The organism is Streptomyces sp. WMMC940 (assembly GCF_027460265.1).
GTDB lineage: Bacteria > Actinomycetota > Actinomycetes > Streptomycetales > Streptomycetaceae > Streptomyces.
Genome location: NZ_JAPZBC010000001.1, coordinates 6,615,570 through 6,639,318, shown reverse-complemented (window position 1 = coordinate 6,639,318; position 23,749 = coordinate 6,615,570). Strand labels below are relative to the sequence as shown.

The window sequence follows — 23,749 nt, the reverse complement described above, 5'->3', positions numbered from 1 at the left end:
GCGGTGTCCGGGGCCGCCGCACCTGTCATGACCGCCGTATGCCGCCTTCCGCGTCGATGTCCTGCCCCGTGACCCGTCTCCGGCCGCGCGGCCGCCGAGGGGCGAGGGGGCCGTCGACCGCGCGTCGGCCGGGCGCGGCGGGACCGCCGTGCCTCGGCACCGCGGTCCTCCCCGCCCATGCGTACCGTCTCCGCGGCGGACCGCCGCGCCTCGGCCACCGCGGTCCGCCGCCCGTTCCACAAGCCGTTTCGAGGAGGTACCGGGCCGGATCGGCGCACTCGGCTCGGTGACGACGAGCGTCGTGCGCTCCTCGCCCCTCCCCCGGCGGCCGCTCAGCCGCCGACCGGGGCCGGGCGCAGCCGCACGGCCGACCCGTCGCGCTCCTTGACGACCTCCAGCTGGGCCGGGATCCGCCGGCGCAGATCGCCGACGTGGCTGACGATGCCCACGCTGCGGTCGCGTTCGCGCAGCGAGTCGAGGACGTCGAGCACTTCGTCGAGGGTCTGGTCGTCGAGGCTGCCGAAGCCCTCGTCGATGAACAGGGTGTCCAGGCGCACACCGCCGGCCTCCTCGGTGACGACGTCCGCGAGACCGAGGGCGAGGGCGAGGGAGGCGAAGAACGTCTCGCCGCCGGACAGCGTCGCCGTGTCCCGCTCCTTCCCGGTCCACGCGTCGACGACGTGCAGACCGAGCCCGGAGCGCTTGCCTCCGGCCCGGGCGTCCGAGTGCACCAGCGTGTAGCGGCCCGCGGACATGCGTTGCAGCCGTACGGTGGCCGCCGCCGCGACCTGCTCCAACCGGGCCGCCAGGACGTACGACTCCAGTCGCATCCTGCGTTCGTTGTCGGCGGAGGTGCCCGCGGTGAGGCCCGCGAGCCGGGCGACGCGCTCGTACTCGTCGCGCGTTGGACCGAGCCCGCGGGCCTCGGCCGTGGCGCGGCGGGAGAGCCGGTCGAGTTCCTCGCAGCGCTCGCGGGCGGAGTCGACGGCCGAGACCGCGTCGCGCAGCGCGGTCTCGGCGGCGTCGGACGTGTGGAGCGCCGCCTCGGGAGCGGCGGGCGGCAGCGCCGCGGCGGAGAGGGGCTCCGGTTCGGCGAGGCGGTCGGCCACCGCGGCCTCCTCGGCCTGCCGGGCGTCGAGCCTCCGCTGGAGGTCGCGCCGTTCCGCGTCGTCGAGGAGCGCGGCGGCGGCGTCCGCGGGGGTGGCGTAGCCGGCCCGGAACGCCGCGTCGGAGAGCCGGTCGTCGGCCTCCTTGAGCCGGCGGGCCGCGGTGTCAGCCGCGCGAACGGCCTCGGCCGCCCCGGACAGCACCGCGATGCGGCGCTCCAGCTGCGCGGTGCGCTCGGCGACGGTCCCGGAGCCGCCGACGGTCCGGGCCACCTCGGCGTCCAGCGCGGCCTGCTCGCTCAGGAGCGCTTCCCGCCGCGACGTCCGCGCGACGGCGCGTCGCTCCGCCTCCTGCCGTGCCGCCAGCCGCTCGTCGTACTCCCGCTCGGCGCGGTCCAGTTCCTCGCGGACGGCGTGCGTACCGGCCGCCAGCGCGTGGGCGTCCCGGTGCTCGCGCTCCAGCCGGGTGACGACCGCTTCCAGGGCCGCGACCGACGGGTCGGCGACGGCCACGGGGTGGGGCCGCAGCCCCTCCGCCGCGGCCCGGCCCGGGGCGGACGCGGTGTCCCGCCGGGCGTCCGCGACGCGGCAGCCGTCCGGTGCCGGGGCGGCCTCGCCGGCCGCTGCGGTCATGTCGCCGGAACCGTTCCGCCGACTGCCGTGGCGCAGGTCGTCGGGTGCCGCGGACGGTGACGGAATGCCCGCTTCCGGCGCGGACGGCACCGTGCGGTGCCCGCCACCCTCACACGCGTCCGCCGGACCGGTCCCGCGCGCCGCGTCCCTCGCAGCAGTGAAGGACCCCCGCAGCACGGCCAGTTGCCGCTCCGCCTCGGCACGGTCCCCGTCGGCGGCGGTGTACGCCCCGTACGCCGTGTCCTCGGCCGCGCGGTCGACGTGCTCCGCACCGGCCTCGGCCGGTGCGGGGTGCTCGGCGGAACCGCAGACGGCACAGGGTTGCCCGGGCTCCAGCCCCGCGGCGAGTTCGGCGGCGATGCCGCGCAGGCGGCGCTCCTTGAGGTCGAGCCAGGTCTCGCGAGCCGAGTCGGCCCGCTCGCGAGCGGTACGGAGGTCCTCCTCGGCGGCCTCGGCCAAGGCGGCGAGGCGGTCGCGTTCACGGGCGGCGGACACCCGGCGGCGGGCGGGCTCCAGCCGTCCTGCGAGGTGTTCGGCCCGGGTGGCGGCGTCCTGTGCGGTCTCGATCCGGTCCTGGAGCGCACGGCGCAGAGAGTCCCAGTCGGCGAGCCAGCCCTCGGCCTCCTGGAGGAGTCCGTCGTCGTGCCGGGCCTGGCGGTCGAGTTCCTCGCGTTCACGGGTGATGTCGGCACTGCGCCGCTCCGCGCGCCGCGCGGCGTCCAGGCCGCCCAGTTCCTGGCGCAGTTCGCGCTCCGTCCCGGAGAGCTGTTCCGCCCCCGCGTCCGCCAGCTCCGCCGGAAGGCCGGCTCTCAGCCGCTGCCAGGCGGTGTCGGCGGCCCGGTGCTCCCGTTCCGCCTCCTCGCGCAACCGGAGCGCGGGTCCGACCAGTTCGGCCTTTCGGGCCTGCTCCAGACGCAACCGCAGGCGCTCCAGCGCGGGACGCCGGGCCTCCAGCTCCCCGGCCCGCCGTACGGCGTCGGCGTGGCGCTGCTGAAGTGCGGCCAGCTCCCGTTCCGCGTCCAGCGCGCGCCGCGCGGCGGACTGGCGGGCCTCGGCCGCGGACAGGGCCGAGGCCGCGACGGCGAGGGATTCCCGGGCGCCCGAGCGGGCCACGGCGGCCCACTGCAGCACGGCGCCGGCCAGGCCGGGTTCCCCCGGCCGGTGCGCGGGGGCGGGCCAGTCTCCGGCCGTGCTCCCGGCCGCCTGCCCCATCCGGTGGGCCAGGGCCAGCAGTCGCTCGTCCCCGTCGCGCACCTGCTGCTCGGCGGCGCGGCGCAGTTCGGCGAGGCGTTCCTCGACCAGGGCGAAGCGGCGGGTGTCGAACAGCCGGCCGAGCAGTTTTCCGCGCGCTTCGGCGTCCGCCCTCAGAAAGCGCGCGAAATCGCCCTGCGGCAGCAGGACGACCTGGCAGAACTGGTCCCGGTTCATGCCGACGAGCTGGGCGATCTCCTCACCAATCTCCTGGTGGGAGCGGCTGAGCGCCTTCCATTCGCCGCGCCCCGCGTCGTACTCGCGCAGCCGGCTCTGGGCCTTCTCGGTGGTGAAACCGCTGCCCTTCTTCTTGGGGCGGGGCTGCGCGGGCTGCCGGGTGATCTCCAGCCGACGGCCGCCCACGGTCAGGTCCAGGCACACCTCGGTGTACGTGCCGACGGGAGCGTGATCGCTGCGCAGCGAGGTGCCGGGGCTCTGCCGGGCGCCTGGCACCGCGCCGTAGAGGGCGTAGCAGACCGCGTCCAGGACGGAGGTCTTCCCCGCCCCGGTCGGTCCGTGCAGCAGAAAGAGACCGGCGGAGGACAGTGCGTCGAAGTCGACCCGCTGCCGTGCGCCGAAGGGCCCGAAGGCGGTGATCTCCAGCCGGTGCAGCCTCACCCGGCCACCTCGCGGACGGCCGTGTCCACCCGTACGTCGTCGAAGGCGCCGCGGAGCACGGCCCGTTCGCGCTCGTCGGGGCCGCTGCCCCCGCGGACATGGGTCACGAAGTCCTCCGCGATCTGGTGGTCGTCACGGTCGCGCAGCCGCTCGGCGTAGGAGGCGACCGTGTCCTCGCCGCTGCGCTCGGGAGCGAGGACGAGGCTCAGGGTGTGGGGGAAGCGTTCGGCGAGCCGCGCCATGGGCTCGGCGGGCCGCACCGGGTCGGTGACGGTGGCCTCGACCCAGGACTCCTCGTGGCGTGCCAGCGCCGGATCCGCCAGGAGCTCCTCGAGCCGCCCCTCGATGCGGGCGAGCGGCCGGGGCACCGGGCAGTCCAGCCGTTCCGCCGCGACCTCGCCGGCCGGGCCCAGCTCGACGAGCCACATGGTCTTGCGGTGGTGGGTCTCGGAGAACGAGTACGCGAGCGGGGAACCGGAGTACCGCACCCGCTCGTTGAGGGTCTGGCAGCCGTGCAGATGGCCCAGGGCCGTGTAGTCGACGCCGTCGAAGAGTCCGGAGGGAACGGCCGCTACGCCGCCGACGGTGATGTCCCGCTCGCTGTCGCTCGGTTCGCCGCCCGCGACGAAGGCGTGCGCGAGGACGACGGAGCGGGTGCCCGGAGCCCGCTCCGCGAGGTCCGCCCTCACCCGGCCCATGGCCGACCCGAGGACGGCCTCGTGGCCCGCCGTCGCCGTGCGGAACTCGTCCCGCACGAGGGCCGGTTCCAGATACGGCAGTCCGTAGAACGCGACGTCGCCGTGCCCGTCCCGCAGCACCACGGGGGTGGCGCAGCCCGCCGGGTCGGTGCGCAGATGGATCCCCGCGCGCTCGATCAGCCCGGAGGCGACTCCGAGCCGGCGGGCCGAGTCGTGGTTGCCGGAGATCATCACGGTGGGCACGCCCGCGTCGGCGAGCCGGTGCAGTACGCCGTCGAACAGCTCCACGGCGGCCAGGGGCGGTACGGCCCTGTCGTAGACGTCCCCCGCCACGAGCACGGCGTCCACGTCGTGTTCGCGCGCCGTCGCGACGAGGTGGTCGAGGAACGCCCCCTGTGCGCCGAGCAGGCTCACCCCGTGGAAGGAGCGCCCGAGGTGCCAGTCCGACGTGTGCAGAAATCTCAAGAAACGGCTCCGACCCGATCGTGTCCCCTCCCCGGCCCGAAAGCCGGCACCCGGCGGGCGCGAGGTCCGCCGGAAGCACCGACCACGGTAGCGGCGGCGGCCGACCGCTTTCCCGGAGGGCTCGGTTTTCCCCCGTTTCCGGGAGCGATCCCCGCGATCCGGGCTATGCTGCTCGGCTTCAGACCTCGCCGTACGCCTCCCCGCCGAGCTCCAGCCCCGCCGTCCCCGCGGTGGTGTCCGCGAGCCAGGCGCGGAAGGCGGCCACGTCCGAGTCCGGCAGGCCGATCTCGATCGTCACGGCCTCCCCGTAGCGCACGTCCCGGACCTCGCGGCCGGTCGCGCGCAGATCGTTCTCGACCTTGCCGGCGCGCTGGTGGTCGACGGTGACGGTGGCGAGCCGGAAACGCTGCCGGGTCACGGTGCCGAGCGCGTCCAACGCCTCGCCGACCGCACCGCCGTAGGCACGGATGAGCCCTCCGGCACCGAGCTTGACGCCGCCGTAGTAGCGCGTCACGACGGCCACGGCGTAGCGGACGTCACGACGGAGCAGCATCTGCAGCATCGGAACGCCGGCCGTCCCCCCGGGCTCGCCGTCGTCGCTCGCCTTCTGGACGGCGGCGTCCGCGCCGATGACGTACGCGAAGCAATTGTGGGTGGCGGTCGGGTGCTCCCGGCGGATGCGCGCGACGAAGTCCTGCGCCTCCCGCTCGCTCGCGGCCGGGGCGAGCGCGCAGATGAAGCGGGATCGGTTGATCTCGGTCTCGTGCCTGCCCTCACCGGCGACCGTCCGGTACTGCTCCTGCATCCCGCCACCCTATGCCGCTCCCCGGCCCACCCGGTCGGCGGGCGGGAATGGCGGGCTCCGGGGGCCGGTTGTCCCGGGCATGTACGCAGACGCAGAGACGATCCGGAAGATCCTCACGCGGACGGGTGACACCTGGGCCGTGGTGGGGCTGTCGAGCAACACGTCCCGTGCCGCCCACGGGGTGGCCGCGGTGCTCCGGCGCCACGGCAAGCGCGTCGTGCCCGTGCACCCGAAGGCCGAGACGGTGCACGGAGAGCGGGGGTACGCGTCCCTGGCCGATGTTCCGTTCGACGTCGACGTCGTGGACGTCTTCGTGAACAGCGGCCTCGCGGGCCACGTTGCCGACGAGGCGGTGGCCAAGGGCGCGAGGGCCGTGTGGTTCCAGCTGGGCGTCATCGACGAGGCGGCGTACGAGCGGACCCGTGCCGCGGGCCTGGAGATGGTCATGGACCGCTGCCCGGCGATCGAGATCCCGCTGCTGGACCGACGGTGAGGATGTGCGGTGGCCTCTCCTCCGGGCCGACTCACGACTGACCGACGCCGACGCTTTCGGTCGGGGTGCCGAGGAGGTCGGCGCCGTGGTGCCGGCCGGACACGGCCGTGCCGTCGACGGCCGGGGCGGAACCGTCGACGGCCGGGGTGGTGTCCGCGTACAGCGAACGATCGGCCGGGACGTCGCCGCGCCGGCCCGGTACGGCGTCGGCGAGCGGGGCGGTCGGGCCCGGGCCGGGCGTCGTCGAGGTGTCCGACGGGTGCACGCGGACGGGCCCGCCGACAGCGGACGGTGCTCCCGTCGCCGGACGTCTCAGCGCACGGGCGGGATGGAGACCGCCATGGTCATCTCCACCGTCCCGGTGCCCGCGTTGCGGTAGACGTGCGGCACGTTCGCCTCGTAGGTCGCCGAGGTTCCGGCCGGCACGGCGTACGGCTCTCCGTCGACCACGAGGGTGAGCTCCCCCGAGGTGACGTGCAGGAGTTCCACCGTGCCGTCGGGGTGGGGGTCGGAGGCGCTCTCCTCGCCCGGCATCAGCGTCCAGGCCCACAGCTCCAGCGGGCCCCGCGCCTCGGTGCCGACGAGCAGCGTGGTCGAGCTGCCTCCGGGGCTCGACCACATCCGGACTGCCTGCTCGCGCGGCACGAGCTGGACCTGCGGGCCCCTCTCGTAGTCGAGGAGCGTGGTGATGCTGACCCCGAGGGCGTCGGCGAGCTTGACCGTCGTGCCCACGCTCGGATTGGTGCGCGCCTGCTCGATCTGGATGATCATGCCGCGACTGACCCCCGAGCGGGCGGCGAGGGCGTCGAGCGTGAAACCCCGCTCGCCGCGCCAGCGCTTGAGGTTGCGGGCGAGCGACTGCGTGAGCTGGTCGAGGTCCGACACATTCCGTCCAATATATTCAATGGATAAGTTCAATGTGTTGCACTACGGTGTGGTGCACCCGATCGTTCACCGAACTGTACTGCGAGGCACCGATGACAGCACTGTTCGCCCTGGCCACCAGCCTCCTGTGGGGGCTGGCCGACTTCGGCGGCGGACTGCTGACGCGGCGCACGCCCGCACTGACCGTCGTGGTCGTCTCGCAGACGATCGCCGTGGCCGTTCTCGGCGCGATCGTCGCGGCGACCGGCGGCTGGAGCGAGGCCGGACCCCAGCTCTGGTACGCGGTGGCGGCCGGCGTCGTCGGGCCGGTCGCGATGCTGAGCTTCTACAAGGCGCTGGCGCTCGGCCCCATGGGCGTGGTCTCCCCACTGGGGTCGCTCGGGGTCGTCGTGCCCGTCTCGGTGGGGCTGCTCCTCGGCGAGCGGCCCGGGCTGCTGCAGTTCGCCGGAATCGGCGTGGCCGTCGTGGGCGTCCTGCTCGCGGGCGGCCCGGAGCTGCGGGGCGCGCCCGTACAGCGCCAGGCGGTCCTGCTGACCCTGCTCGCCGCGTTCGGCTTCGGCTCCGTCATGGCGCTCATCGCCGAGGCGTCGGCCACGCTCACCGGCCTCTTCCTGGCGCTCTTCGTCCAGCGCGTCACGAACGTCCTGGTGGGTGGCGCGGCGCTGTACGCGTCGGTGAAGCGTGGCGGCCGCGCACCGCCGGAGGACGGCGGGCGGGATCTGATCGTCCGCTCGCTGCCGGCCCTCGCCTTCGTCGGCCTGGCGGACGTCGCAGCGAACGGTACCTACTCCATCGCCGCGCAGCAGGGCCCGGTCGCGGTCGCGGCGGTGCTCGCCTCGCTGTACCCCGTGGTCACGGCCCTGGCGGCGCGCGGCGTGCTCAAGGAGCGGCTGCGCGCGGTGCAGGCCGCCGGCGCCGGGCTCGCGCTCGTCGGCACGGTCCTCCTGGCGACGGGCTGAGCGGCGTCCGCCGGCCCGGTCCCGCCGGACGGCGGATCGGGTCAGCGCTCCTCGAGCTCGGCGAGGGCGACCAGCTGCTCCGGAGTGACCCCCTCCGGGATCGGCAGCGGCGCGGGGGTCCTCAGCGGCGGCTGCCAGCCCTGGACCGGGTCCCAGCTCCGGACCACCTTGGCAGGCGCCCCCGCGACGACCGCGTGGTCGGGGACTTCGCCGCGGACGACGGCCCCGGCCGCGACCACTACGTTGCGGCCGAGCCGGGCCCCCGGAAGGATCACCGCGCCCGTGCCGAGCCAGCAGCCGGGTCCGATCTCCACGCGCTCGGCACGCGGCCACTGCTTGCCGACGGGTGTGTGCGGGTCGTCGTAGCTGTGATTGGTCGAGGTGATGTAGACGTACGGGCCGCAGTACGTGTCCGAGCCGATGGTCACCGTCGTGTCGGCGATGACGTGACTGCCTCGGCCGAGCACCACGCCGTTGCCGAGGGTGAGGATCGGATCGGGTCCGAGATCGAGGCCCGGCATCATGCCCGCGGTCAGCGTCACCTGCTCCGCGATGATGCAGTGCTCGCCGAGCTCGATCCACGCCTCACCGAACACCGTTCCCTGCGGGAACGCCAGCCGGGTGCCGGTGCCGATCCTGCGGAAACGCAGTGGCCCGGGCCGCTCCGCGGTCACCGCGCCCGCTTCCCGCGCCCAGGCCCAGCCGCCGTGCACGGCCCGCGACAGCAGCCGTCGCCACCAGGCCGTCGGCGGGGAGAACGTGTTTCGGTTTTTCGGCACCAGGACACGTTAGTGGGCCTGGGCGCGGGCGACCCGGGGCGCGCGCTGTGATCTTTGCCCCACGCCGCACCGCGCGCGGAATTGCGAGGGGCGGCCCAGACGGCAGTCTGGGGTGGGGGACCTGCGTATCCGTGACGAGGGGACGAGGGGAAAGGAACAGGGTGGCAGCAACCAGCGAACCGCTCCGCGATCTGGTGAGGCGTCATCGGGAGCCGGCGGTCGTCCAGACGGTGCGGTCCACCGCCGCCGCGGTCGTCTCCTACGTCATCGCCCTTCGGCTGAGCGGCGAGGCACTGCCCCTGACCGCGCCCCTCACAGCGCTCCTCGTCGTCCAGGTCACCCTCTACTCGACGCTCACCACCGGCATCCGGAGGGTGAACTCGGTCGTGGCGGGCGTGCTGATCGCGATCGGCTTCAGCGCTCTGGTGGGGCTGAGCTGGTGGAGTCTGGGGCTGGTGATCCTCGCTTCGCTGGTGATCGGGCGCTTCGTGAAGGTCGGCGAGTTCGTGCCCGAAGTGGCGATCAGCGCCATGCTCGTCCTCGGCGTGACGCAGGTGACCGAGACGGGCTGGGACCGGGTGCTGGAGACCTTGATCGGCGCCGTCGTGGGGCTGCTCTTCAACGTCCTCTTCGTGCCGCCCGTCTGGGTGAGCGACGCCAGCGCCGCGATCGGCGACCTGTCGGGACGGATGCGGGGGCTGCTGGCGCACATCGCCGAGGAACTCGGCGAGCACACGCCGGTGGCGCAGGCGGCGGCCAGGCTGCACGAGGCACGCCGGCTGGACCACGACATCGTGGAGGTCGACGCCGCGCTGCGGCAGGCGGAGGACAGCCTGCGGTTCAACCCGCGGGTGAAGGAGCCGGTGCTCTCCCGCGTCGTCCTCAGGACCGGGTTGGACGCGCTGGAGATCTGCGCCGTGATCCTGCGGGTCTCCTGCCGGACGCTCACCGACCTGGCGAAGACCCAGCCCCAGGGGACGATCTTCCCGCCGGCCGCGACCAAGGGGTTGCAGGATCTGTTCGGTCATCTGTCCGACGCGATCGCGGCCTTCACGGCACTGATCACCACCCAGACGTCGGTCACCGGGGCGGACGCCGAGGCCCGGCTGTCGGAGGAGCTCGCCGAGGGGCGCGCCTGCCGGGACCGCGTCGCCGCGATGCTGCTCGACGACCTCCGCGAGGACCACACGAACTGGCAGCTGCACGGGGCCCTGCTCGCGGAGGCGGACCGCATCCTCGACGAACTGGACGTGGAGAAGCGCTCCGAACGCCTCATCGAGGAACTGGACCGGCACGCCCGCGAGCGCCTGTCGAGCCGCAGGTGGCTGGACGACGCGAAGGTCCGGATCCGCCGAAGCCTGGGGCGGAACGGCGACTGAGGACGGTGTCCGGTGCGTCCCCGGCACATCGGCGGAACCGCTGACGCGCCGGGGCGGCCGCACCGGCACGGCGTGCGGTGCGGCCGCCCCGGGCATGAGCGGCGTGGGCCCGACTCAGCGACCGGACTTCTTGATCCGCTCGCCGGCGTCGTGCGCGGCCTCATGGGCCTTGCCCGCCATCTGCTCGCCACGGCCCTCGACCTGCATCTGGCGGTCGCCCATGGCCTTGCCGGCGGTTTCCTTCATCTTGCCCTTGGCCTGCTTCGCCTTGGCCTTTGCCTTGCCCATGTCGGTTGTCCCTTCAGCGTGGGGGGTGGACTGGCACGTCCACAGTGCGCCCCTCACCCAGGGTTCGCAATCGGTGACGACGAGCACACGGGCGGTCGAGGGGCGGGCGTCAGTCCGGCGGCTCCGGGGTCGGACGGGTGCCCGGTTCGGGGTCGGCCGGCGGGGCCGGGTCCGGCGAGGGCTCGGGCGGCTGGGGATCACGCGGTACGGGACGGGGACCGCTCGGAACCGGTTCGGGCCCGTCCGGGGGCGGTTCCTTCGGGGTGGTCATGATTGCGCCTTCCGGGTGTCTCGAAGGTCGTTCGGGCCTTGCGCGCATGCGGGTACCCGCGTGACGGCGGGGAATGCCCGCGCCGGAGTCCCGAGGTGCGCGACTCCGGTGCGGGCCCGGCCGACCGGCTCGCCGGCCGAGCGGTTGCCCGTAGCGCTCCTCGCCCGGTTCCTTCGCCCGTTCCCGATTGCGTCGGCCCGGGGTTTCCCGCCCTCGGGCAGGACGAGCGCGACGGACGGCTGGGGACCGAGGCTCCGGCCGCCCTCGGCGTCAGCCGTCGACCGCCGCCCGGTGGCCCTCGGCCAACTCCAGGTACATCGCCGCGTTGAGCTTGATGCCCTCGCGCTCCTCGTCCGTGAGCTCGCGCCTGACCTTGGCGGGGACGCCGGCGACGAGGGAGCCCGGCGGCACGCGCATGCCCTGGGGCACCAGCGCCTGCGCCGCGACGAGGGACCCGGCGCCGATGTGGGCGCCGTTGAGGACGGTCGCGCCCATGCCCACGAGGACGTCGTCCTCGACGGTGCAGCCGTGGAGCACGGCGTTGTGGCCGACGGAGACGCGTGCGCCGACGGTCACCGGGAATCCGGGGTCGACGTGGACGGTGCAGTTGTCCTGGATGTTGCTGTCGGCCCCGAGGACGATCGGCCCGCAGTCCGCGCGCAGCACGGTGTGGTACCAGACGCTCGCCCCCGCGGCCATCGTGACGTCCCCGATCACCACCGACGTCGGCGCGGTGAACGCCTCCGGGGAGATCACCGGTTCCTTGCCGCCGACCGCCGAGATCAGTGCCCGCTCGCGCTCAGACATCGTCTTCTCCTCACCCCTGCTACTTCCGTGCCGCGCCCACGTGCACCGTAGGCGACGGCGCGGCCGCGCCCTCCGCCGGGGCGGCCGCCGCGGCGTCGTCGGCCCGGGCCGCCCCGCCGCGCGCGGCCGCCTTCTTCGCGCGGCTCCTCAGCACGAGCATCGAGGTCAGGCCGAAGGCCACGGCCAGGACGAGACCCAGCCAGGAGAAGCGCTTCAGCCACGCCTCGGCGACGATGCCGACGGAGTACACGACGGCGGTCGTACCGCCTGCCCAGAGGATGCCGCCGAAGACGTTGGCGATCAGGAACTTCCAGTACGGCATGCGCAGCACGCCCGCGAGGGGGCCGGCGAAGATCCGCAGCAGGGCGACGAAACGGCCGAAGAAGACGGCCCACATGCCCCACTTCTGGAAGGACCGCTCGGCCAGCGCGATGTTGGCCTCGCTGAAGTGTTTGGGGAACTTGCCGCCGCACCAGGTCAGCAAGGGCCGTCCGCCTCTGCGTCCGATGGCGTAGCCGATCGAGTCGCCGATGATCGCGCCTGCGGTGGCGCAGGTGCCGAGGACCCAGGGGTCGATGTCGCCGTGCTGGGAGGCGAGGAGGGCCGAGCTGACGAGGACGATCTCGCCCGGCAGCGGGATCCCGAGGCTCTCGAGTCCGATGACCCCGCCCACCAGGACGTAGACGGCCACGGCCGGCACGGTCTCGAGCCACTCCTGGACGTGCAACGCAGGATCCTCCCGTCGTCCCGGGCGCCGGCCCGTCGTCGAGGAGCGGATGCCCGTGCCCGTGTGCGATCGGGCTCGGGCTGCCCGGCGTGCGCCCCTGCGGCGCACGCCGGGCAGCCTACCTGGAGCGGAGGGCGTCGCCGCATCCGGCCACGGCCGCGGGGACGCTCCGGGATCCGGCGTCCGAGGAGGGCGCGACGGCACGCCGCCCTCGCTGCGGGCGGTCGCGGACGACCGCGCCCCGGGGCGTCTCAGCCGTTCGGGCGCAGCGTCCAGACGACCGTCATCTCACCGGTCACCGCGTCGTCCGAGTCACGGGTGATCGCGACGGTCACCGGGAACTCGGGGCGCCCCCCGGCGTCCAGTTCCGCGACGACCTCGGCCGCGGGGCGCCCGAGGGTCGCGGTGGCGGTGACGACGCCCTTGGCGAGCTTCCGGTAGGCGATCTCGGCCTTCACCGCGAGCGGCACGGCCCGGGTCAGCTGCTCGCCGAAGGCGGCGAGCACGATCGCACCGCTGGCGGACTCGGCGAGCGTGAACATCGCTCCGGCGTGCGGCCCGCCGACGTGGTTGTGGTAGTCGGCCTGGTCCGGCAACCGGACGACGGCACGTTCTGCGGAGGTCTCCAGGAACTCCAGGTTCAGGGTCCTGGCCATGGGGACCGTGGCGGCAAGCAGCTCACCGACGGACATCTGGTCTGCACTCATACACCGGATGTTACCCACGAGTAGCAGAACTTCGCCATCCCCTCACGGGGGCGGACGTGCCACCGAACACGCCGCACCTCTATGGTTACTCGCCATGTGGCCAGGACAGCAGCCGCCCGGGGGCGAGCAGAACCCGCAGGACCAGAACCCTTACACGCAGCCGGGGTACCAGCAGCCGAACCCGTATCAGCAACCGGGCCACCCGCAGCAGCCCGGGTACCCGCAGCAGGGTTACCAGCAGCCCGGTCCGTACCAGCAGCCGACCGCGCCGCAGTACACCGTCCCCGGACCGCCGCAGTCCGGAGGCCCCTCCCCGGACCGGAAGAAGACGGCCGTCGTCGCGATCGTCGCCGCCACGGCCGTGGTCGCCGCGGCAGTGATCACCGGCGCCCTGGTGCTGCGGGACGACGACGAGGGTCCCGAGGCCGCGGGCGGCGACAAGCCCGCCGCATCGTCGTCAGGGCCCGCCGAGGCGCCCTCTCCCACCGACAACCCCCGCGACGGCTCGGGCGGTGCCGAGCCGACGATCCCGGGCTGGAAGGTCGTCACCAACCCCAAGCACGGCACGCAGTTCGACGTGCCCGAGGGCTGGGAGGTCGCCGGCACGGGCGTGGCCACCGGCTTCGAGGACGAGAAGAAGGGCGACGGTTCACCCGTCGTCGTGATGACCGCGCCGGCCTACTTCAAGAGCAAGTGGTGCTCGGTCGACTCGGACCTCGACGGCAAGGCCGAGGACACCGGACTGGGCGCGACCGGCACCAAGGGCGGCCAGGGTGCGAAGGACACCGCCGAGGCCGCGTACAACGAGGCCGGCAACTGGGTCTGGGCCGCCTACGCCCAGACCGAGCCCAAGGGCACGGTGAAGGTCACCAAGGCGCAGCCGTACACGACCGAGTCGGGGCTCAGCGGCCATGTCGCGACGGCGACCGCGATCGGGGTGAAGAAGGAGAGCAAGTGCGACAGCGACGGCAAGGCGATCGCCTTCTCCTTCAAGAACGCCAAGGGTGACTTCGCCTCCTGGGTCCTGTACGCCAACAAGGGCGTGACGGGCGAGATCCCGGACGCGACGATCCAGCGGATCCTTGGCACCGTGCGGCTCGCGGAGATCCCGTCGTCCTGAAACCCGTTTGGCAAGCGGAGGCGGCGGCGGCGATAGTCCCCGGGTGACTTCTCGTACGCCGCTCCTCCGCCGCCGTCCCGAATGGGCCGGCCGCAACTACTCACTGCTGACAGCCGCCGCGATCGTCACCAACCTGGGTACCCACGGCGCGCTGATCGCGGCGGCGTTCGCGGTGCTGGAGTCCGGCGGCGACGGCGGCGACGTGGGCCTGGTCGCCGCGGCCCGCACCCTCCCGCTCGTGCTGTTCCTGCTCATCGGCGGGGCGATCGCGGACCGGCTGCCGCGGCACCGGGTGATGGTGGCCGCCAACGCCCTCAACTGCGTGTCGCAGGCGGCGTTCGCCGCGCTGGTGCTGGCCGGTGATCCGCAACTGTGGCAGATGATGCTGCTCACCGCGCTCTGCGGCACGGGGCAGGCGTTCTTCAACCCCGCCGCCGAGGGCATGCTGATGTCCACCGTCGACGGCGAGCACGCCGGCCGGGCGTTCGCGCTCTTCCGGATGGCGATGCACGGGGCCGGCATCGGCGGCGCGGCGCTCGGCGGGGCCATGATCGCCGCCGTCGGTCCGGGCTGGGTACTCGCGGTCGACGCGGCCGCCTTCGCGGTCGCCGGTGCGCTTCGCGCGTTCCTCGACGTCGGTCACACCCCGGAGCGGGCGCCCGGCGACGGACTGCTCGCCGACCTGCGGGAGGGCTGGCGCGAGGTCACCGGCCGCCCCTGGCTGTGGTCGATCGTGGCGCAGTTCTCGGTCGTGGTCGCGGTCGTGGGTGCCGCCGACGCCGTGTACGGGCCGCTGGTCGCCGAGGAGTCGCTGGGCGGAGCTCGCCCGTGGGGCCTGGCACTGGCGGCGTTCGGGGCGGGCACGCTGGGCGGGGCGCTGCTGATGATGCGCTGGAAGCCCCGGCGGATGCTGCTCGTCGGCACGCTGTGCGTGTTCCCGCTGGCGCTCCCCTCGGCGGCGCTCGCCGTGCCGGTGCCGATCGGTGCTCTGATCGTGGTCATGTTCGTCAGCGGTGTCGCGATCGAGGTTTTCGGCGTCGCGTGGATGACCGCACTGCACCAGGAGATCCCGGAGGAGAAGCTGTCCCGGGTCTCCGCGTACGACTGGTTCGGCTCGACCGCGATGCTGCCGCTGTCGACGGCACTGGCAGGTCCGGCGGAGGGTTTCTTCGGCCGGGAGACCGCCCTGTGGGGCTGCGCGGCGCTGATCGTCCTCGTGACGGCGCTGGTGCTGCTGGTCCCGGACGTACGGAATCTGACGCGTCGTACGAAGCACGTGGCCGGTCACGACTCCGCCCCGGCGCCGGCCGCCGGCACGGCCACCGAACTCCACACGCGGGAAACCATCTGACCCGCCCCGCCCACGCCGGGGGGAGGGTGCCGTGAGCCGCACCGCCGCTCCCACGGGCAGCGGCCCGGCGCCCGGCCCCGCGCTCGGAACTCGCCGGTCAGCCGATGCCGAACGACCCCGCCGGCGGCTCGGGCGATCCCGTCGCGTCCTCGTCGTCCACGGGCCGGGCGGCTCCGATGAAGCGCCGCAGACCGTCGCCGTACTCCACGCGGGCGGGAAAGACGTCCGACGCCGTGCGGCGCGCCAGGGCGGCGACGTCGATCGGCGTGTGCGAGGCCAGCAGGACCGCGTTGCCGAAGCGGCGTCCGCGCAGCACTCCCGGCTCGGCGACCAGGGCGAGTTCCGGGAACACGTCCGCGAAGGTGGCCAGTTGGGAGCGGAGGAATCCGAACGGGGCACTGTCGGCGAGGTTCGCCGCGTAGACGCCGCCGGGCCGGAGGGCACGGCAGGCGGCCCCGGCGTACTCCCGGGAGGTGAGGTGCGCCGGTACGCGCGAGCCGCCGAACACGTCGGCGATCAGGACGTCCGCCGAGTTCTCGGGCGCCCGCTCCAGCCACGCGCGTGCGTCCGCCGCGTGCACGGATATCCCGGAGCCGGGCGGCAACGGCAGTCGTTCGGCGACCAGTGCCAGCAGCCCGCGGTCCGCCTCCACCACGTCCTGCCGTGAGCCGGGGCGGGTGGCCGTGACGTACCGGGGCAGGGTGAGGGCACCGCCGCCGAGGTGCAGGACGTCGAGCGGTGCGCCCTCGTCCCCCGTTCCGTCGAGGACGTGAGCGAGCCGCCGTGCGTACTCGAACTCCAGATGCGTCGGATCGTCCAGGTCCACGTAGGACTGCGGCGCTCCCTCCACGGTGAGCAGCCAGGCGCGGGGCCGGTCGATGTCGGGAAGGAGCTTGGCGGTGCCGTTGTCCACGGCGCGCTCGACGGGAATGGGGTCGTCCACCCTTCCCATTGTCCGCCCATGGGCGTCCCCGCGAACGCCGGAGGGGTCCCGGGGCAGGAAGCGCCCGGTACTCGGCGCCGGCCGGGGATCAGACCGGCAGGACCGCCCGTACGGCATCCGCGTGCGCGACCGCCTGGGCGTGGCCGGCGCGGGCGGAGGGCGCCCGGCGCGCGGGGTCGAGGACGTTGCGCCCGAACGCCCTCCGGGCCGCGCGGTCCGGGGTGATCAGCACGACGCGCGCCCCGGCCGCGGCGAGCCGGGCCGCCTGGGCGCGTGCGGACGCCACGGGGCCGCCGCCGACCGAGATGGGCGCGACGATGACGACGGTGCCGTATCCAGCGGCGAGATCCGCGTTCGTGGACGAGCGCACCCCGCCGTCGATGAAGCGCCGCCCGTCGATGGTGACGGGCGGCCAGACTCCCGGCACGGCGCAACTCGCGCCGACGGCGTCGAGCAGTCCCACCCCGCTCTCCCGGTCGAACGCGCGGAACTCCCCGGTGACGGCGTCCACCGCCGTGACGACGAGCCGAGGCGCCGAGGGCCATTCGTGGGTGAGGAGCCGTGCGGCGAAGACGGCGCGGCGGGCCTCCTCCGGCTCGGTGCGGGCGGACAGCGCGAGCCGTCCCATGCGCGCACCGTACGCCTCGGCGTCGCGCGAGCGCAGCACCCCCCAGAGGTAGCGGGCGAGCACGCTGGGCCCCATGCCGGCGGGGACCTCCCCCTCCGGGTCGGCGAGCTGACGCTCATACAGCTCCGGAAGGGTGAGCAGTCCGGAGGAGAGCTGGACGCCGACCACGGATCCCGCCGACGTACCGACGACCAGATCGGCCGCTGAGACGTCCGCACCGGCCTCGGCGAGCCCGTGCAGCACGCCGATCTCCCAGCCGATGCCGGCGAGCCCGCCCCCGCCGAGCACGAGCGCGGTTCCCCGTCGTCCCGACGGTGCTCCCCCGTCGGTGTCCGGCTCCGCATCCCTGTGGTCCATGTCCGCCATGGATGCAGTGTGACGTGTACGGGGCGGATCCGCCGCCCGTCGTGGCGGGCGGCGGACCCCGTGCTCAGCCCAGACCGGTGACGGTGCCCGCGCCCACGGTCCGGCCGCCCTCCCGGATCGCGAACCCCAGACCCGGCTCCAACGGCACGTCACGGCCCAGCTCGACGGTCATGTCGACCGTGTCGCCCGGCCGGGCGACCGCCACCACGCCCAGGTCCACGTCGCCGACGACGTCCGCCGTCCGGATGTAGAACTGCGGCCGGTAGCCGGTGGTGATCGGTGTCGTCCGGCCTCCCTCTCGGCCGGACAGCACATACACCTGTGCGGTGAACCGACGGCTGGGCGTCACACTGCCGGGGGCGGCCACCACATGGCCGCGACGGACCGCGTCGCGCGGAACGCCCCGCAGCAGCAGGGCCACGTTGTCCCCGGCCTCCGCGGAGTCCATGGGCTTGCCGAAGGTCTCCAGTCCGGTGACGACCGTGGCCGTGTCGGCCCCGAGCACCTCGATCTGGTCGCCGACGCGGACGGTGCCCCGCTCGACCGCCCCGGTGACGACCGTGCCCCGGCCGGTGATGGTGAGGACGTTCTCCACCGGAAGGAGGAACGGCGCGTCCGTGTAGCGGACCGGCATCGGCACATAGGTGTCGACGGCGTCGAGCAGCGCCTCGACGGCGGCCGTCCAGCGCGGGTCGCCCTCCAGGGCCCTGAGGCCGGAGACCCGCACGACCGGCACCGAGTCCCCGCCGTAGCCGTGCGCGGTCAGCAACTCGCGCACCTCCAGCTCGACGAGGTCGGTCAGCTCGGGGTCGCCCGCGTCGGCCTTGTTCAGGGCCACGACGATGTGGTCGACGCCGACCTGACGGGCCAGCAGGACGTGCTCCGCGGTCTGCGGCATGATCCCGTCCAGCGCGGAGACGACGAGGATGGCCCCGTCCAGCTGGGCGGCACCGGTGACCATGTTCTTCACGTAGTCGGCGTGCCCGGGCATGTCGACGTGTGCGTAGTGCCGGGTGTCGGTCTCGTACTCGACGTGCGCGATGTTGATGGTGATGCCGCGGGCCGCCTCCTCCGGGGCGCGGTCGATCCTGTCGAACGGCACGAAGGTGCCGGTCCCGCGCTCGCTGAGGACCTTGGTGATGGCCGCGGTCAGGGTGGTCTTGCCGTGGTCGACGTGGCCCATGGTGCCGATGTTGAGGTGCGGCTTGGTGCGCACGTATGCCGTCTTGGGCATGGCTGTCGCAGTTCCTTCCCGGAACTCGAAGGATGGACTCCGCGTCGCGGAGGGGGACCCCTGGGCCGTACCGACCCTCCCCCTGCGGGGTCCGCCGGACGATCCGGGGAGAGTCAGCTTCGGGCGCCGTCGGCGGCTGCCGCCGCGGCGGCCGTGAGGAAGGCAGCCGCGACGGCGAAGGCCGCGGGGAATGCCGTGGAGGCGGGGAAGCGGGCAGCCTTCGGCGCGTCCACGACTGCGGACGGCGCTGCGGGGAAGGTCTGCCGGAACATGCGTCGATGGTCTCCGACCTCGCGGCGCCCGTCGAATGGTTTTCCACGGGCCGGCCCGCCGGGCAGTGGCGGGCTCCGCCGCACGTCAGAGGTTCTTCAGCGCTTCCCGCACGGAGAGCGGCGCGAGTCGACCGCGGGCGGAGTCGACGAAGGCGCGTACGGCGTCCGGGGCGGTCTTGGCGTACTCGCGCAGGCTCCAGCCGATGGCTTTGCGGATGAAGAAGTCCGGGTGGCCGGACTGGCGGAGGCAGTACCGGAAGAGCCGTTCCTCGTCCGTGGCCTCCTTGTGGCGCAGCTGGTGGAGCAGGGCCGTCCGGGCGACCCAGAGGTCGTCGTCCCCGATCCAGCGGTCCATCACGCGGACCAGCCCGGGATCCGCCGCGACGAGCGAGCCCACGACGTGCGCGGCGAGGGTGTCCACGGTGTCCCACCAGGAGACGGTGGTGATCAGCCGGCGCGCCACCGGGACGAACTCCGAGGAGCAGCGTCCGACGTGTCGCCGCAGGTAGTCGGCGGCGAAGTAGTGGTACTCGCGCTCGGGCAGCTCCCAGCAGCGCAGGGCGACGGCCGTGCAGTCGGCCTCCGTCGGCGGGGGCGTGCCGTCGAGGACCGTCCGGGACAGCGCGCGCCGTTCGGGGGTGCGGATCCCGAGGAAGGGCGCGACGCCCTTCATGTACGCGGCGGCCTCCCGGGCCCGGACCGGGTCCGCGGCCGCCGGGTAGGTCGCGGTGAGCCGTTCGAGCACCGTGTCGGCGAGGGCGCTGCGCGGCACCGGGAGCGTCATGTGCCACACCTTACGGCGATCACATCGCGCGTTCGGTTAGTCTCCCCGGATGCTCGACCCCGTCCCCGGGCCGCGCGACGGCCTCGCTCCCCGCTTCGGCCGCGTCCTTCTCTCCCCCCGGTCCCGCCTGGCCCTGCTCGTCGCCGTCCTGGCGGCCGCCGCGTCGGCGGTCGTGGCCTACGAACCGCAGCACCTGCTGGTGGCGGGCTGGCCGCCCCGGGTCGGCGGCGCGACGGCGGTGGCGCTCTTCGCCGCGGCGTACGGGCTGTGCACCGCGGCGTTCGTCCCGCGCCCCCTGCTGAACCTGGCCGCGGGCGCCCTCTTCGGTTCACAGGCCGGTCTGGCGGCCGCGATCGCCGGCACGGTGCTGGGTGCGGGCATCGCCTTCACCCTGGGACGGTTCCTCGGCCAGGAGGCGCTGCGGCCGCTGCTGCGCGGCCGCTGGCTCAAGGCAGCCGACGGCCAGTTGAGCCGGCACGGCTTCCGCTCGATGCTCGCGCTGCGGCTGTTCCCCGGAATCCCGTTCGCCGCCGCCAACTACTGCGCCGCCGTGTCCCGCATGGGCTACGTCCCCTTCCTGCTGGCCACTGGCCTCGGCTCGGTGCCGAACACCGCGGCGTACGTGATCGCCGGCAGCACCGCGGCGTCGCCGACATCGCCCGTCTTCCTGGCCGCGGCGGGCTTTATCGCCGTCTCGGCCCTGGCCGGCGCCACCGTCGCCTGGCGCAAGCGCCACCGCCTTTCACGCGGCGTCTGAGAGGGGGCACGGGGAGCCCGCCCCCGGTCCCCGCCGCGCACCCCCGTTCCGCCGCTAGGCGGGCATCGCCGTCGGCGCGCTCCCGGGACCGGTCGCCGAGCGCCCGCTCGCCGGTCCGTCCCCGGAAGAAGGCCGTGCATGACGGCGCACGGCTCGCGCGACACCGCCGTCGTGCGGAGCCGGGCGTTCCGGCCGGTCCCGGCCCGTGCTGCCGCCGGCGGGGCAGCCCGCCCGAGACCCCGAAACCTCCGGACGCTACGCTGCCACGCGATGGGCGCATGATCGCGGCCCGTACCGTACGTTCCGACCTGACCAGTACTTGGACGGCTTAGCTTTCATGTCGTGGTTCGAATCACTCATCCTCGGGCTCGTCCAGGGGCTGACGGAGTTCCTCCCCATCTCCTCCAGCGCGCATCTGCGCCTGACCGCCGCCTTCGCTGGCTGGCACGACCCGGGTGCGGCGTTCACCGCGATCACCCAGATCGGCACCGAGACGGCGGTGCTCATCTACTTCCGCAAGGACATCGCCCGCATCGTCAGCGCCTGGTTCCGCTCGTTGACGGACAAGGCGATGCGCCGGGACCACGACGCCCAGATGGGCTGGCTGGTGATCGTCGGATCCATCCCGATCGGCGTGCTCGGCGTCACGCTCAAGGACCAGATCGAGGGGCCGTTCCGTGACCTGCGGCTGACCGCCACGATGCTCATCGTCATGGGCATCGTCCTCGGTGTGGCGGACCGCCTGGCGGCCCGGGACGAGACGGGCGGCAAGCACCGCGTCGTGAGGGAGCGGAAGTCGCTGCGGGACCTGTCCGTCAAGGACGGCCTGATCTTCGGCGTGTGCCAGGCCATGGCCCTGATCCCGGGCGTCTCCCGTTCCGGCGCCACGATCAGCGGTGGCCTGCTGATGGGCTACACCCGCGAGGCGGCTGCCCGTTACTCGTTCCTGCTGGCGATCCCGGCCGTGCTCGCCTCGGGCGTCTTCGAACTGAAGGACGCGGGCGAGGGCCATGTGGCGTGGGGCCCGACCGTCTTCGCGACGGTCATCGCCTTCGCCGTCGGCTACGCGGTGATCGCGTGGTTCATGAAGTTCATCACGACCAAGAGCTTCATGCCGTTCGTCGTGTACCGCATCATCCTCGGCATCCTGATCTTCATCCTGGTCGGCACCGACGTACTGAGCCCCCACGCGGGCGAGTCCGCGGGCTGACGCGCGGCGGTCCCCCGGGACGGCGACGGCATACGCCCGGCGGGGCACCTCGGCGCCCCCGCCGCTCCCCCGGGCGGGCCCATGACGCCCCCGCCCCGTTGCGCCACGGCGCGGCGGGTCGGGGCCGTGCCGGGTCCCGCGCATAACCTCGCGCCGTGTTCAACGTGACGGCGTTCCTCAAGCGGCTGGTCCTGGGCCGCGCGCTGCGGAGCGAGGAACTCGGCGAGACGCTGCTGCCCAAACGGCTGGCGCTGCCGATCTTCGCTTCGGACCCGCTCTCGTCGGTGGCCTACGCCACGCAGGAGATCCTGCTGGTCCTCACTCTGGGCGGGCTGGCGTACCTGCACTTCACGCCGTGGATCGCGGCCGCGGTCGTGTTCCTGATGACCGTCGTCGTACTGTCGTACCGTCAGGTGGTGCACGCCTACCCGAGCGGCGGCGGGTCCTACGAGGTCGCCTCGACCAACCTCGGATCCTCGGCCGGTCTGGTGGTCGCCGCGGCGCTGCTGGTCGACTATGTGATGACCGTCGCCGTGTCCGTGGCCTCGGGTGTCGACAACGTCATCTCGGCGTTGCCGGCGCTGGCCGAGTACCGCGTGCCGATGGCACTGGTCTTCGTCGGGCTGCTGACCGCGGTCAACCTGCGCGGAGTGCGCGAGTCGGGCCGCGCGTTCGCCGCGCCGACGTATCTGTTCGTCGCCGGGGTGCTCCTGATGTGCGGGACGGGACTGCTCCGCTACCTCCTCGGCGATCCTCCGGTGGCGGCGACGGCACGGTACGGGATCGAGCCGGTCCCGGCGGAGGCGAACCTCGTCGGTCTCGCCCTGGTGATGCTGGTCCTGCGGGCCTTCACCAGCGGCTGCACCGCGCTGACCGGAGTGGAGGCGATCTCGAACGGCGTACCCGCCTTCCGCCGGCCGAAGTCGCGCAACGCGGCCGCCACCATGGCCGCGATGGGTCTCATCGCCGTGACGATGTTCGTCGGCGTCACCACGCTCGCGATCGTCGCCGACGTCCGCATCACCGACGACCCCTGCCGGCTGACGGGCCTGCCCGACTGCGAGGACTACACGCAGCGCACCGTCATCGCGCAACTGGCCGCCGCCGTGTTCGGCGGGGAGGGCAGCTTCGGCTTCTTCTACGTCCAGGCAGCCACCGCTCTCGTCCTGATCCTCGCCGCGAACACCGCCTTCAACGGCTTCCCGCTGCTCGCCTCGATCCTCGCGCAGCACCGCTATCTGCCGCGCCAGTTGCACAACCGGGGTGACCGGCTCGCGTTCTCCAACGGCATCCTGGCTCTCGCGGTCGTCGCGGGAGTACTGCTGTGGGCGTACCGCGCGAACGTCACGAGTCTCATCCACCTCTACATCCTCGGTGTGTTCACCTCCTTCACGCTCTGTCAGACCGGCATGGTCCTGCACTGGGGCCGTGAACTGCGCACGGAGAAGGACCCCGTGCTGCGCCGCCGGCACCGCACGTCCCGGGTCGTCAACGGGACCGGCGCGGTCATCACGGCGCTGGTGCTGGTGATCGTGCTGCTGACCAAGTTCACCGAGGGAGCCTGGCTGGCCGTCCTCGCGGCCGCGGTGCTGTGGGTGATGATGCGGAGCATCCGCAGGCACTACGACTCGACGTCGGCGGAGCTGGCGGTCACCGACCCGCGCAAGGAGCTCGCGCCGCCCTCCCGGGTCCTCACGGTGGTCCTGGTCTCCCGGCTGCACAAGGCCACGCTGCGGGCGCTCGCGTACGCCCGGGCCACCCGTCCGGACCGGCTGGAGGCGCTGACCGTGGCCGTCGACCGGGAGGCCGCAGCGGAGCTGAAGCAGGAGTGGGAGGATGCCGGGATCGATGTCCCGCTGAAGGTCCTGGACTCGCCCTATCGGGAGATCACCGGCCCGGTACTGGCGTACGTGCGGTCGATCCGGCGCGAGAGCCCGAGGGACGTCGTCGCGGTGTTCATCCCCGAGTACGTCGTGGGCCACTGGTGGGAGAACGTGCTGCACAACCAGTCCGCGCTGTGGCTGAAGAGCCGGCTGCTGTTCACGCCCGGGGTGATGGTGACGAGCGTCCCCTGGCAACTGGAGTCCGCCGCCCGCGCCGACCGTCCCGCCGCCCGTGCCCCGGGCGCGGTGCGCAAGGGCGAACCGGTCCCGCCGCCCCGCTCCTGACCGTGCCGGCCTCTTGGCGCGGCGCCCCCGCTGCCCGACACTTGG

23 protein-coding genes and 1 pseudogene are annotated in these 23,749 nt (G+C 73.5%); 9 read left to right on the top strand and 15 right to left on the bottom strand.

Annotation, left to right across the window (positions count from 1 at the left end):
* Positions 1–226 precede the first annotated feature (226 nt).
* Positions 227–388: pseudogene (locus tag O7595_RS29295) on the top strand (Lrp/AsnC family transcriptional regulator); the annotation flags it as partial.
* Here O7595_RS29295 and O7595_RS29290 read toward each other — a convergent pair.
* The 3 genes from O7595_RS29290 to O7595_RS29280 form a co-directional block, all read right to left on the bottom strand.
* Entirely contained in the window at positions 333–3,608 is a 3,276-nt protein-coding gene (locus O7595_RS29290; RefSeq protein ID WP_269731578.1) for an AAA family ATPase, read from the bottom strand. The pseudogene O7595_RS29295 and the gene O7595_RS29290 overlap by 56 nt on opposite strands.
* The gene (locus tag O7595_RS29285) at positions 3,605–4,771 is read right to left on the bottom strand and encodes an exonuclease SbcCD subunit D (RefSeq protein ID WP_269731577.1); all 1,167 of its coding nucleotides are present in this window, start codon (positions 4,769–4,771) and stop codon (positions 3,605–3,607) included. The genes O7595_RS29290 and O7595_RS29285 overlap by 4 nt, the downstream gene beginning before the upstream one ends.
* 178 nt (positions 4,772–4,949) lie before the next feature.
* Positions 4,950–5,576: a YigZ family protein gene (locus tag O7595_RS29280; protein WP_269731576.1), complete on the bottom strand. Its 627-nt coding sequence runs from the start codon at positions 5,574–5,576 to the stop codon at positions 4,950–4,952.
* 79 nt (positions 5,577–5,655) lie between these two features.
* On the opposite strand from O7595_RS29280, the gene O7595_RS29275 reads away from it, so the two are divergent.
* Positions 5,656–6,069 carry a CoA-binding protein gene (locus O7595_RS29275; protein WP_269731575.1) on the top strand — a complete coding sequence of 138 codons (414 nt, stop codon included), beginning with the start codon at positions 5,656–5,658 and terminating at the stop codon, positions 6,067–6,069.
* A gap of 31 nt (positions 6,070–6,100) precedes the next feature.
* Here the strand turns inward: O7595_RS29275 and O7595_RS29270 are convergent, their stop codons facing one another.
* Together O7595_RS29270 and O7595_RS29265 are read right to left on the bottom strand one after the other, a co-directional pair.
* A complete protein-coding gene (locus tag O7595_RS29270) occupies positions 6,101–6,334 on the bottom strand; it encodes a hypothetical protein (protein WP_269731574.1) in 234 nt (77 codons plus the stop codon).
* Positions 6,335–6,381: 47 nt separating this feature from the next.
* Positions 6,382–6,954 (bottom strand): helix-turn-helix domain-containing protein, encoded by a 573-nt coding sequence (locus O7595_RS29265; protein ID WP_269731573.1) that lies wholly within the window; start codon positions 6,952–6,954, stop codon positions 6,382–6,384.
* Positions 6,955–7,046: 92 nt separating this feature from the next.
* Here O7595_RS29265 and O7595_RS29260 point away from each other — a divergent pair, with 92 nt between their 5' ends.
* Positions 7,047–7,913 (top strand): DMT family transporter, encoded by an 867-nt coding sequence (locus tag O7595_RS29260; RefSeq protein WP_269731572.1) that lies wholly within the window; start codon positions 7,047–7,049, stop codon positions 7,911–7,913.
* Positions 7,914–7,954: 41 nt separating this feature from the next.
* Here the strand turns inward: O7595_RS29260 and O7595_RS29255 are convergent, their stop codons facing one another.
* A complete protein-coding gene (locus tag O7595_RS29255; protein ID WP_269731571.1) occupies positions 7,955–8,692 on the bottom strand; it encodes an acyltransferase in 738 nt (245 codons plus the stop codon).
* A gap of 161 nt (positions 8,693–8,853) precedes the next feature.
* Here O7595_RS29255 and O7595_RS29250 point away from each other — a divergent pair, with 161 nt between their 5' ends.
* Positions 8,854–10,071 (top strand): FUSC family protein, encoded by a 1,218-nt coding sequence (locus tag O7595_RS29250; protein WP_269731570.1) that lies wholly within the window; start codon positions 8,854–8,856, stop codon positions 10,069–10,071.
* A gap of 114 nt (positions 10,072–10,185) precedes the next feature.
* Here O7595_RS29250 and O7595_RS29245 read toward each other — a convergent pair whose 3' ends face one another.
* From O7595_RS29245 to O7595_RS29230, 4 genes are all read right to left on the bottom strand, one after another.
* Complete coding sequence (locus O7595_RS29245) at positions 10,186–10,359, bottom strand: CsbD family protein (RefSeq protein ID WP_269731569.1); 174 nt, start codon at positions 10,357–10,359, stop codon at positions 10,186–10,188.
* A gap of 541 nt (positions 10,360–10,900) precedes the next feature.
* Positions 10,901–11,437 carry a gamma carbonic anhydrase family protein gene (locus O7595_RS29240; protein WP_269731568.1) on the bottom strand — a complete coding sequence of 179 codons (537 nt, stop codon included), beginning with the start codon at positions 11,435–11,437 and terminating at the stop codon, positions 10,901–10,903.
* A 19-nt stretch (positions 11,438–11,456) separates the two neighbouring features.
* Positions 11,457–12,164 (bottom strand): DedA family protein, encoded by a 708-nt coding sequence (locus O7595_RS29235; RefSeq protein WP_269731567.1) that lies wholly within the window; start codon positions 12,162–12,164, stop codon positions 11,457–11,459.
* A gap of 251 nt (positions 12,165–12,415) precedes the next feature.
* Positions 12,416–12,871 carry a DUF4442 domain-containing protein gene (locus O7595_RS29230; RefSeq protein ID WP_269731566.1) on the bottom strand — a complete coding sequence of 152 codons (456 nt, stop codon included), beginning with the start codon at positions 12,869–12,871 and terminating at the stop codon, positions 12,416–12,418.
* A gap of 94 nt (positions 12,872–12,965) precedes the next feature.
* On the opposite strand from O7595_RS29230, the gene O7595_RS29225 reads away from it, so the two are divergent.
* Positions 12,966–13,991: a hypothetical protein gene (locus O7595_RS29225; RefSeq protein ID WP_269731565.1), complete on the top strand. Its 1,026-nt coding sequence runs from the start codon at positions 12,966–12,968 to the stop codon at positions 13,989–13,991.
* Positions 13,992–14,034: 43 nt separating this feature from the next.
* A complete protein-coding gene (locus tag O7595_RS29220) occupies positions 14,035–15,342 on the top strand; it encodes an MFS transporter (protein ID WP_269731564.1) in 1,308 nt (435 codons plus the stop codon).
* A 97-nt stretch (positions 15,343–15,439) separates the two neighbouring features.
* On the opposite strand, the gene O7595_RS29215 is transcribed toward O7595_RS29220, so the two are convergent.
* From O7595_RS29215 to O7595_RS29195, 5 genes are all read right to left on the bottom strand, one after another.
* The gene (locus O7595_RS29215) at positions 15,440–16,285 is read right to left on the bottom strand and encodes a spermidine synthase (protein ID WP_269731563.1); all 846 of its coding nucleotides are present in this window, start codon (positions 16,283–16,285) and stop codon (positions 15,440–15,442) included.
* An 88-nt stretch (positions 16,286–16,373) separates the two neighbouring features.
* On the bottom strand, positions 16,374–17,279 hold the full coding sequence (locus O7595_RS29210) for a patatin-like phospholipase family protein (protein ID WP_269731562.1): 906 nt from the start codon (positions 17,277–17,279) through the stop codon (positions 16,374–16,376).
* 64 nt (positions 17,280–17,343) lie between these two features.
* Positions 17,344–18,513, bottom strand: coding sequence for an elongation factor Tu (gene tuf / locus O7595_RS29205; RefSeq protein ID WP_269731561.1), 1,170 nt, complete (start codon positions 18,511–18,513; stop codon positions 17,344–17,346).
* 113 nt (positions 18,514–18,626) lie between these two features.
* Positions 18,627–18,785 carry a hypothetical protein gene (locus O7595_RS29200; protein WP_269731560.1) on the bottom strand — a complete coding sequence of 53 codons (159 nt, stop codon included), beginning with the start codon at positions 18,783–18,785 and terminating at the stop codon, positions 18,627–18,629.
* A gap of 85 nt (positions 18,786–18,870) precedes the next feature.
* On the bottom strand, positions 18,871–19,569 hold the full coding sequence (locus O7595_RS29195; RefSeq protein ID WP_269731559.1) for a DNA alkylation repair protein: 699 nt from the start codon (positions 19,567–19,569) through the stop codon (positions 18,871–18,873).
* A gap of 49 nt (positions 19,570–19,618) precedes the next feature.
* Here O7595_RS29195 and O7595_RS29190 point away from each other — a divergent pair, with 49 nt between their 5' ends.
* From O7595_RS29190 to O7595_RS29180, 3 genes are all read left to right on the top strand, one after another.
* Positions 19,619–20,326 (top strand): TVP38/TMEM64 family protein, encoded by a 708-nt coding sequence (locus O7595_RS29190; protein WP_269731558.1) that lies wholly within the window; start codon positions 19,619–19,621, stop codon positions 20,324–20,326.
* A 337-nt stretch (positions 20,327–20,663) separates the two neighbouring features.
* Entirely contained in the window at positions 20,664–21,536 is an 873-nt protein-coding gene (locus O7595_RS29185; protein WP_269731557.1) for an undecaprenyl-diphosphate phosphatase, read from the top strand.
* Between the two features lie 155 nt (positions 21,537–21,691).
* The gene (locus tag O7595_RS29180; RefSeq protein WP_269731556.1) at positions 21,692–23,704 is read left to right on the top strand and encodes an APC family permease; all 2,013 of its coding nucleotides are present in this window, start codon (positions 21,692–21,694) and stop codon (positions 23,702–23,704) included.
* Positions 23,705–23,749: the final 45 nt, after the last annotated feature.

What these genes read in the sequence shown, in the direction of transcription:
- O7595_RS29260 (WP_269731572.1), top strand. Translation starts at nt 7,047, where the DNA reads ATGACAGCACTGTTCGCCCTGGCCACCAGCCTCCTGTGGGGGCTGGCC.
- O7595_RS29190 (WP_269731558.1), top strand. Translation starts at nt 19,619, where the DNA reads ATGCTCGACCCCGTCCCCGGGCCGCGCGACGGCCTCGCTCCCCGCTTC.
- O7595_RS29245 (WP_269731569.1), bottom strand. Translation starts at nt 10,359, where the DNA reads ATGGGCAAGGCAAAGGCCAAGGCGAAGCAGGCCAAGGGCAAGATGAAG.
- O7595_RS29240 (WP_269731568.1), bottom strand. Translation starts at nt 11,437, where the DNA reads ATGTCTGAGCGCGAGCGGGCACTGATCTCGGCGGTCGGCGGCAAGGAA.
- O7595_RS29200 (WP_269731560.1), bottom strand. Translation starts at nt 18,785, where the DNA reads ATGTTCCGGCAGACCTTCCCCGCAGCGCCGTCCGCAGTCGTGGACGCG.
- O7595_RS29225 (WP_269731565.1), top strand. Translation starts at nt 12,966, where the DNA reads ATGTGGCCAGGACAGCAGCCGCCCGGGGGCGAGCAGAACCCGCAGGAC.
- O7595_RS29185 (WP_269731557.1), top strand. Translation starts at nt 20,664, where the DNA reads ATGTCGTGGTTCGAATCACTCATCCTCGGGCTCGTCCAGGGGCTGACG.
- O7595_RS29275 (WP_269731575.1), top strand. Translation starts at nt 5,656, where the DNA reads ATGTACGCAGACGCAGAGACGATCCGGAAGATCCTCACGCGGACGGGT.
- O7595_RS29280 (WP_269731576.1), bottom strand. Translation starts at nt 5,576, where the DNA reads ATGCAGGAGCAGTACCGGACGGTCGCCGGTGAGGGCAGGCACGAGACC.
- O7595_RS29230 (WP_269731566.1), bottom strand. Translation starts at nt 12,871, where the DNA reads ATGAGTGCAGACCAGATGTCCGTCGGTGAGCTGCTTGCCGCCACGGTC.
- O7595_RS29195 (WP_269731559.1), bottom strand. Translation starts at nt 19,569, where the DNA reads ATGACGCTCCCGGTGCCGCGCAGCGCCCTCGCCGACACGGTGCTCGAA.
- O7595_RS29210 (WP_269731562.1), bottom strand. Translation starts at nt 17,279, where the DNA reads ATGGCGGACATGGACCACAGGGATGCGGAGCCGGACACCGACGGGGGA.
- tuf (WP_269731561.1), bottom strand. Translation starts at nt 18,513, where the DNA reads ATGCCCAAGACGGCATACGTGCGCACCAAGCCGCACCTCAACATCGGC.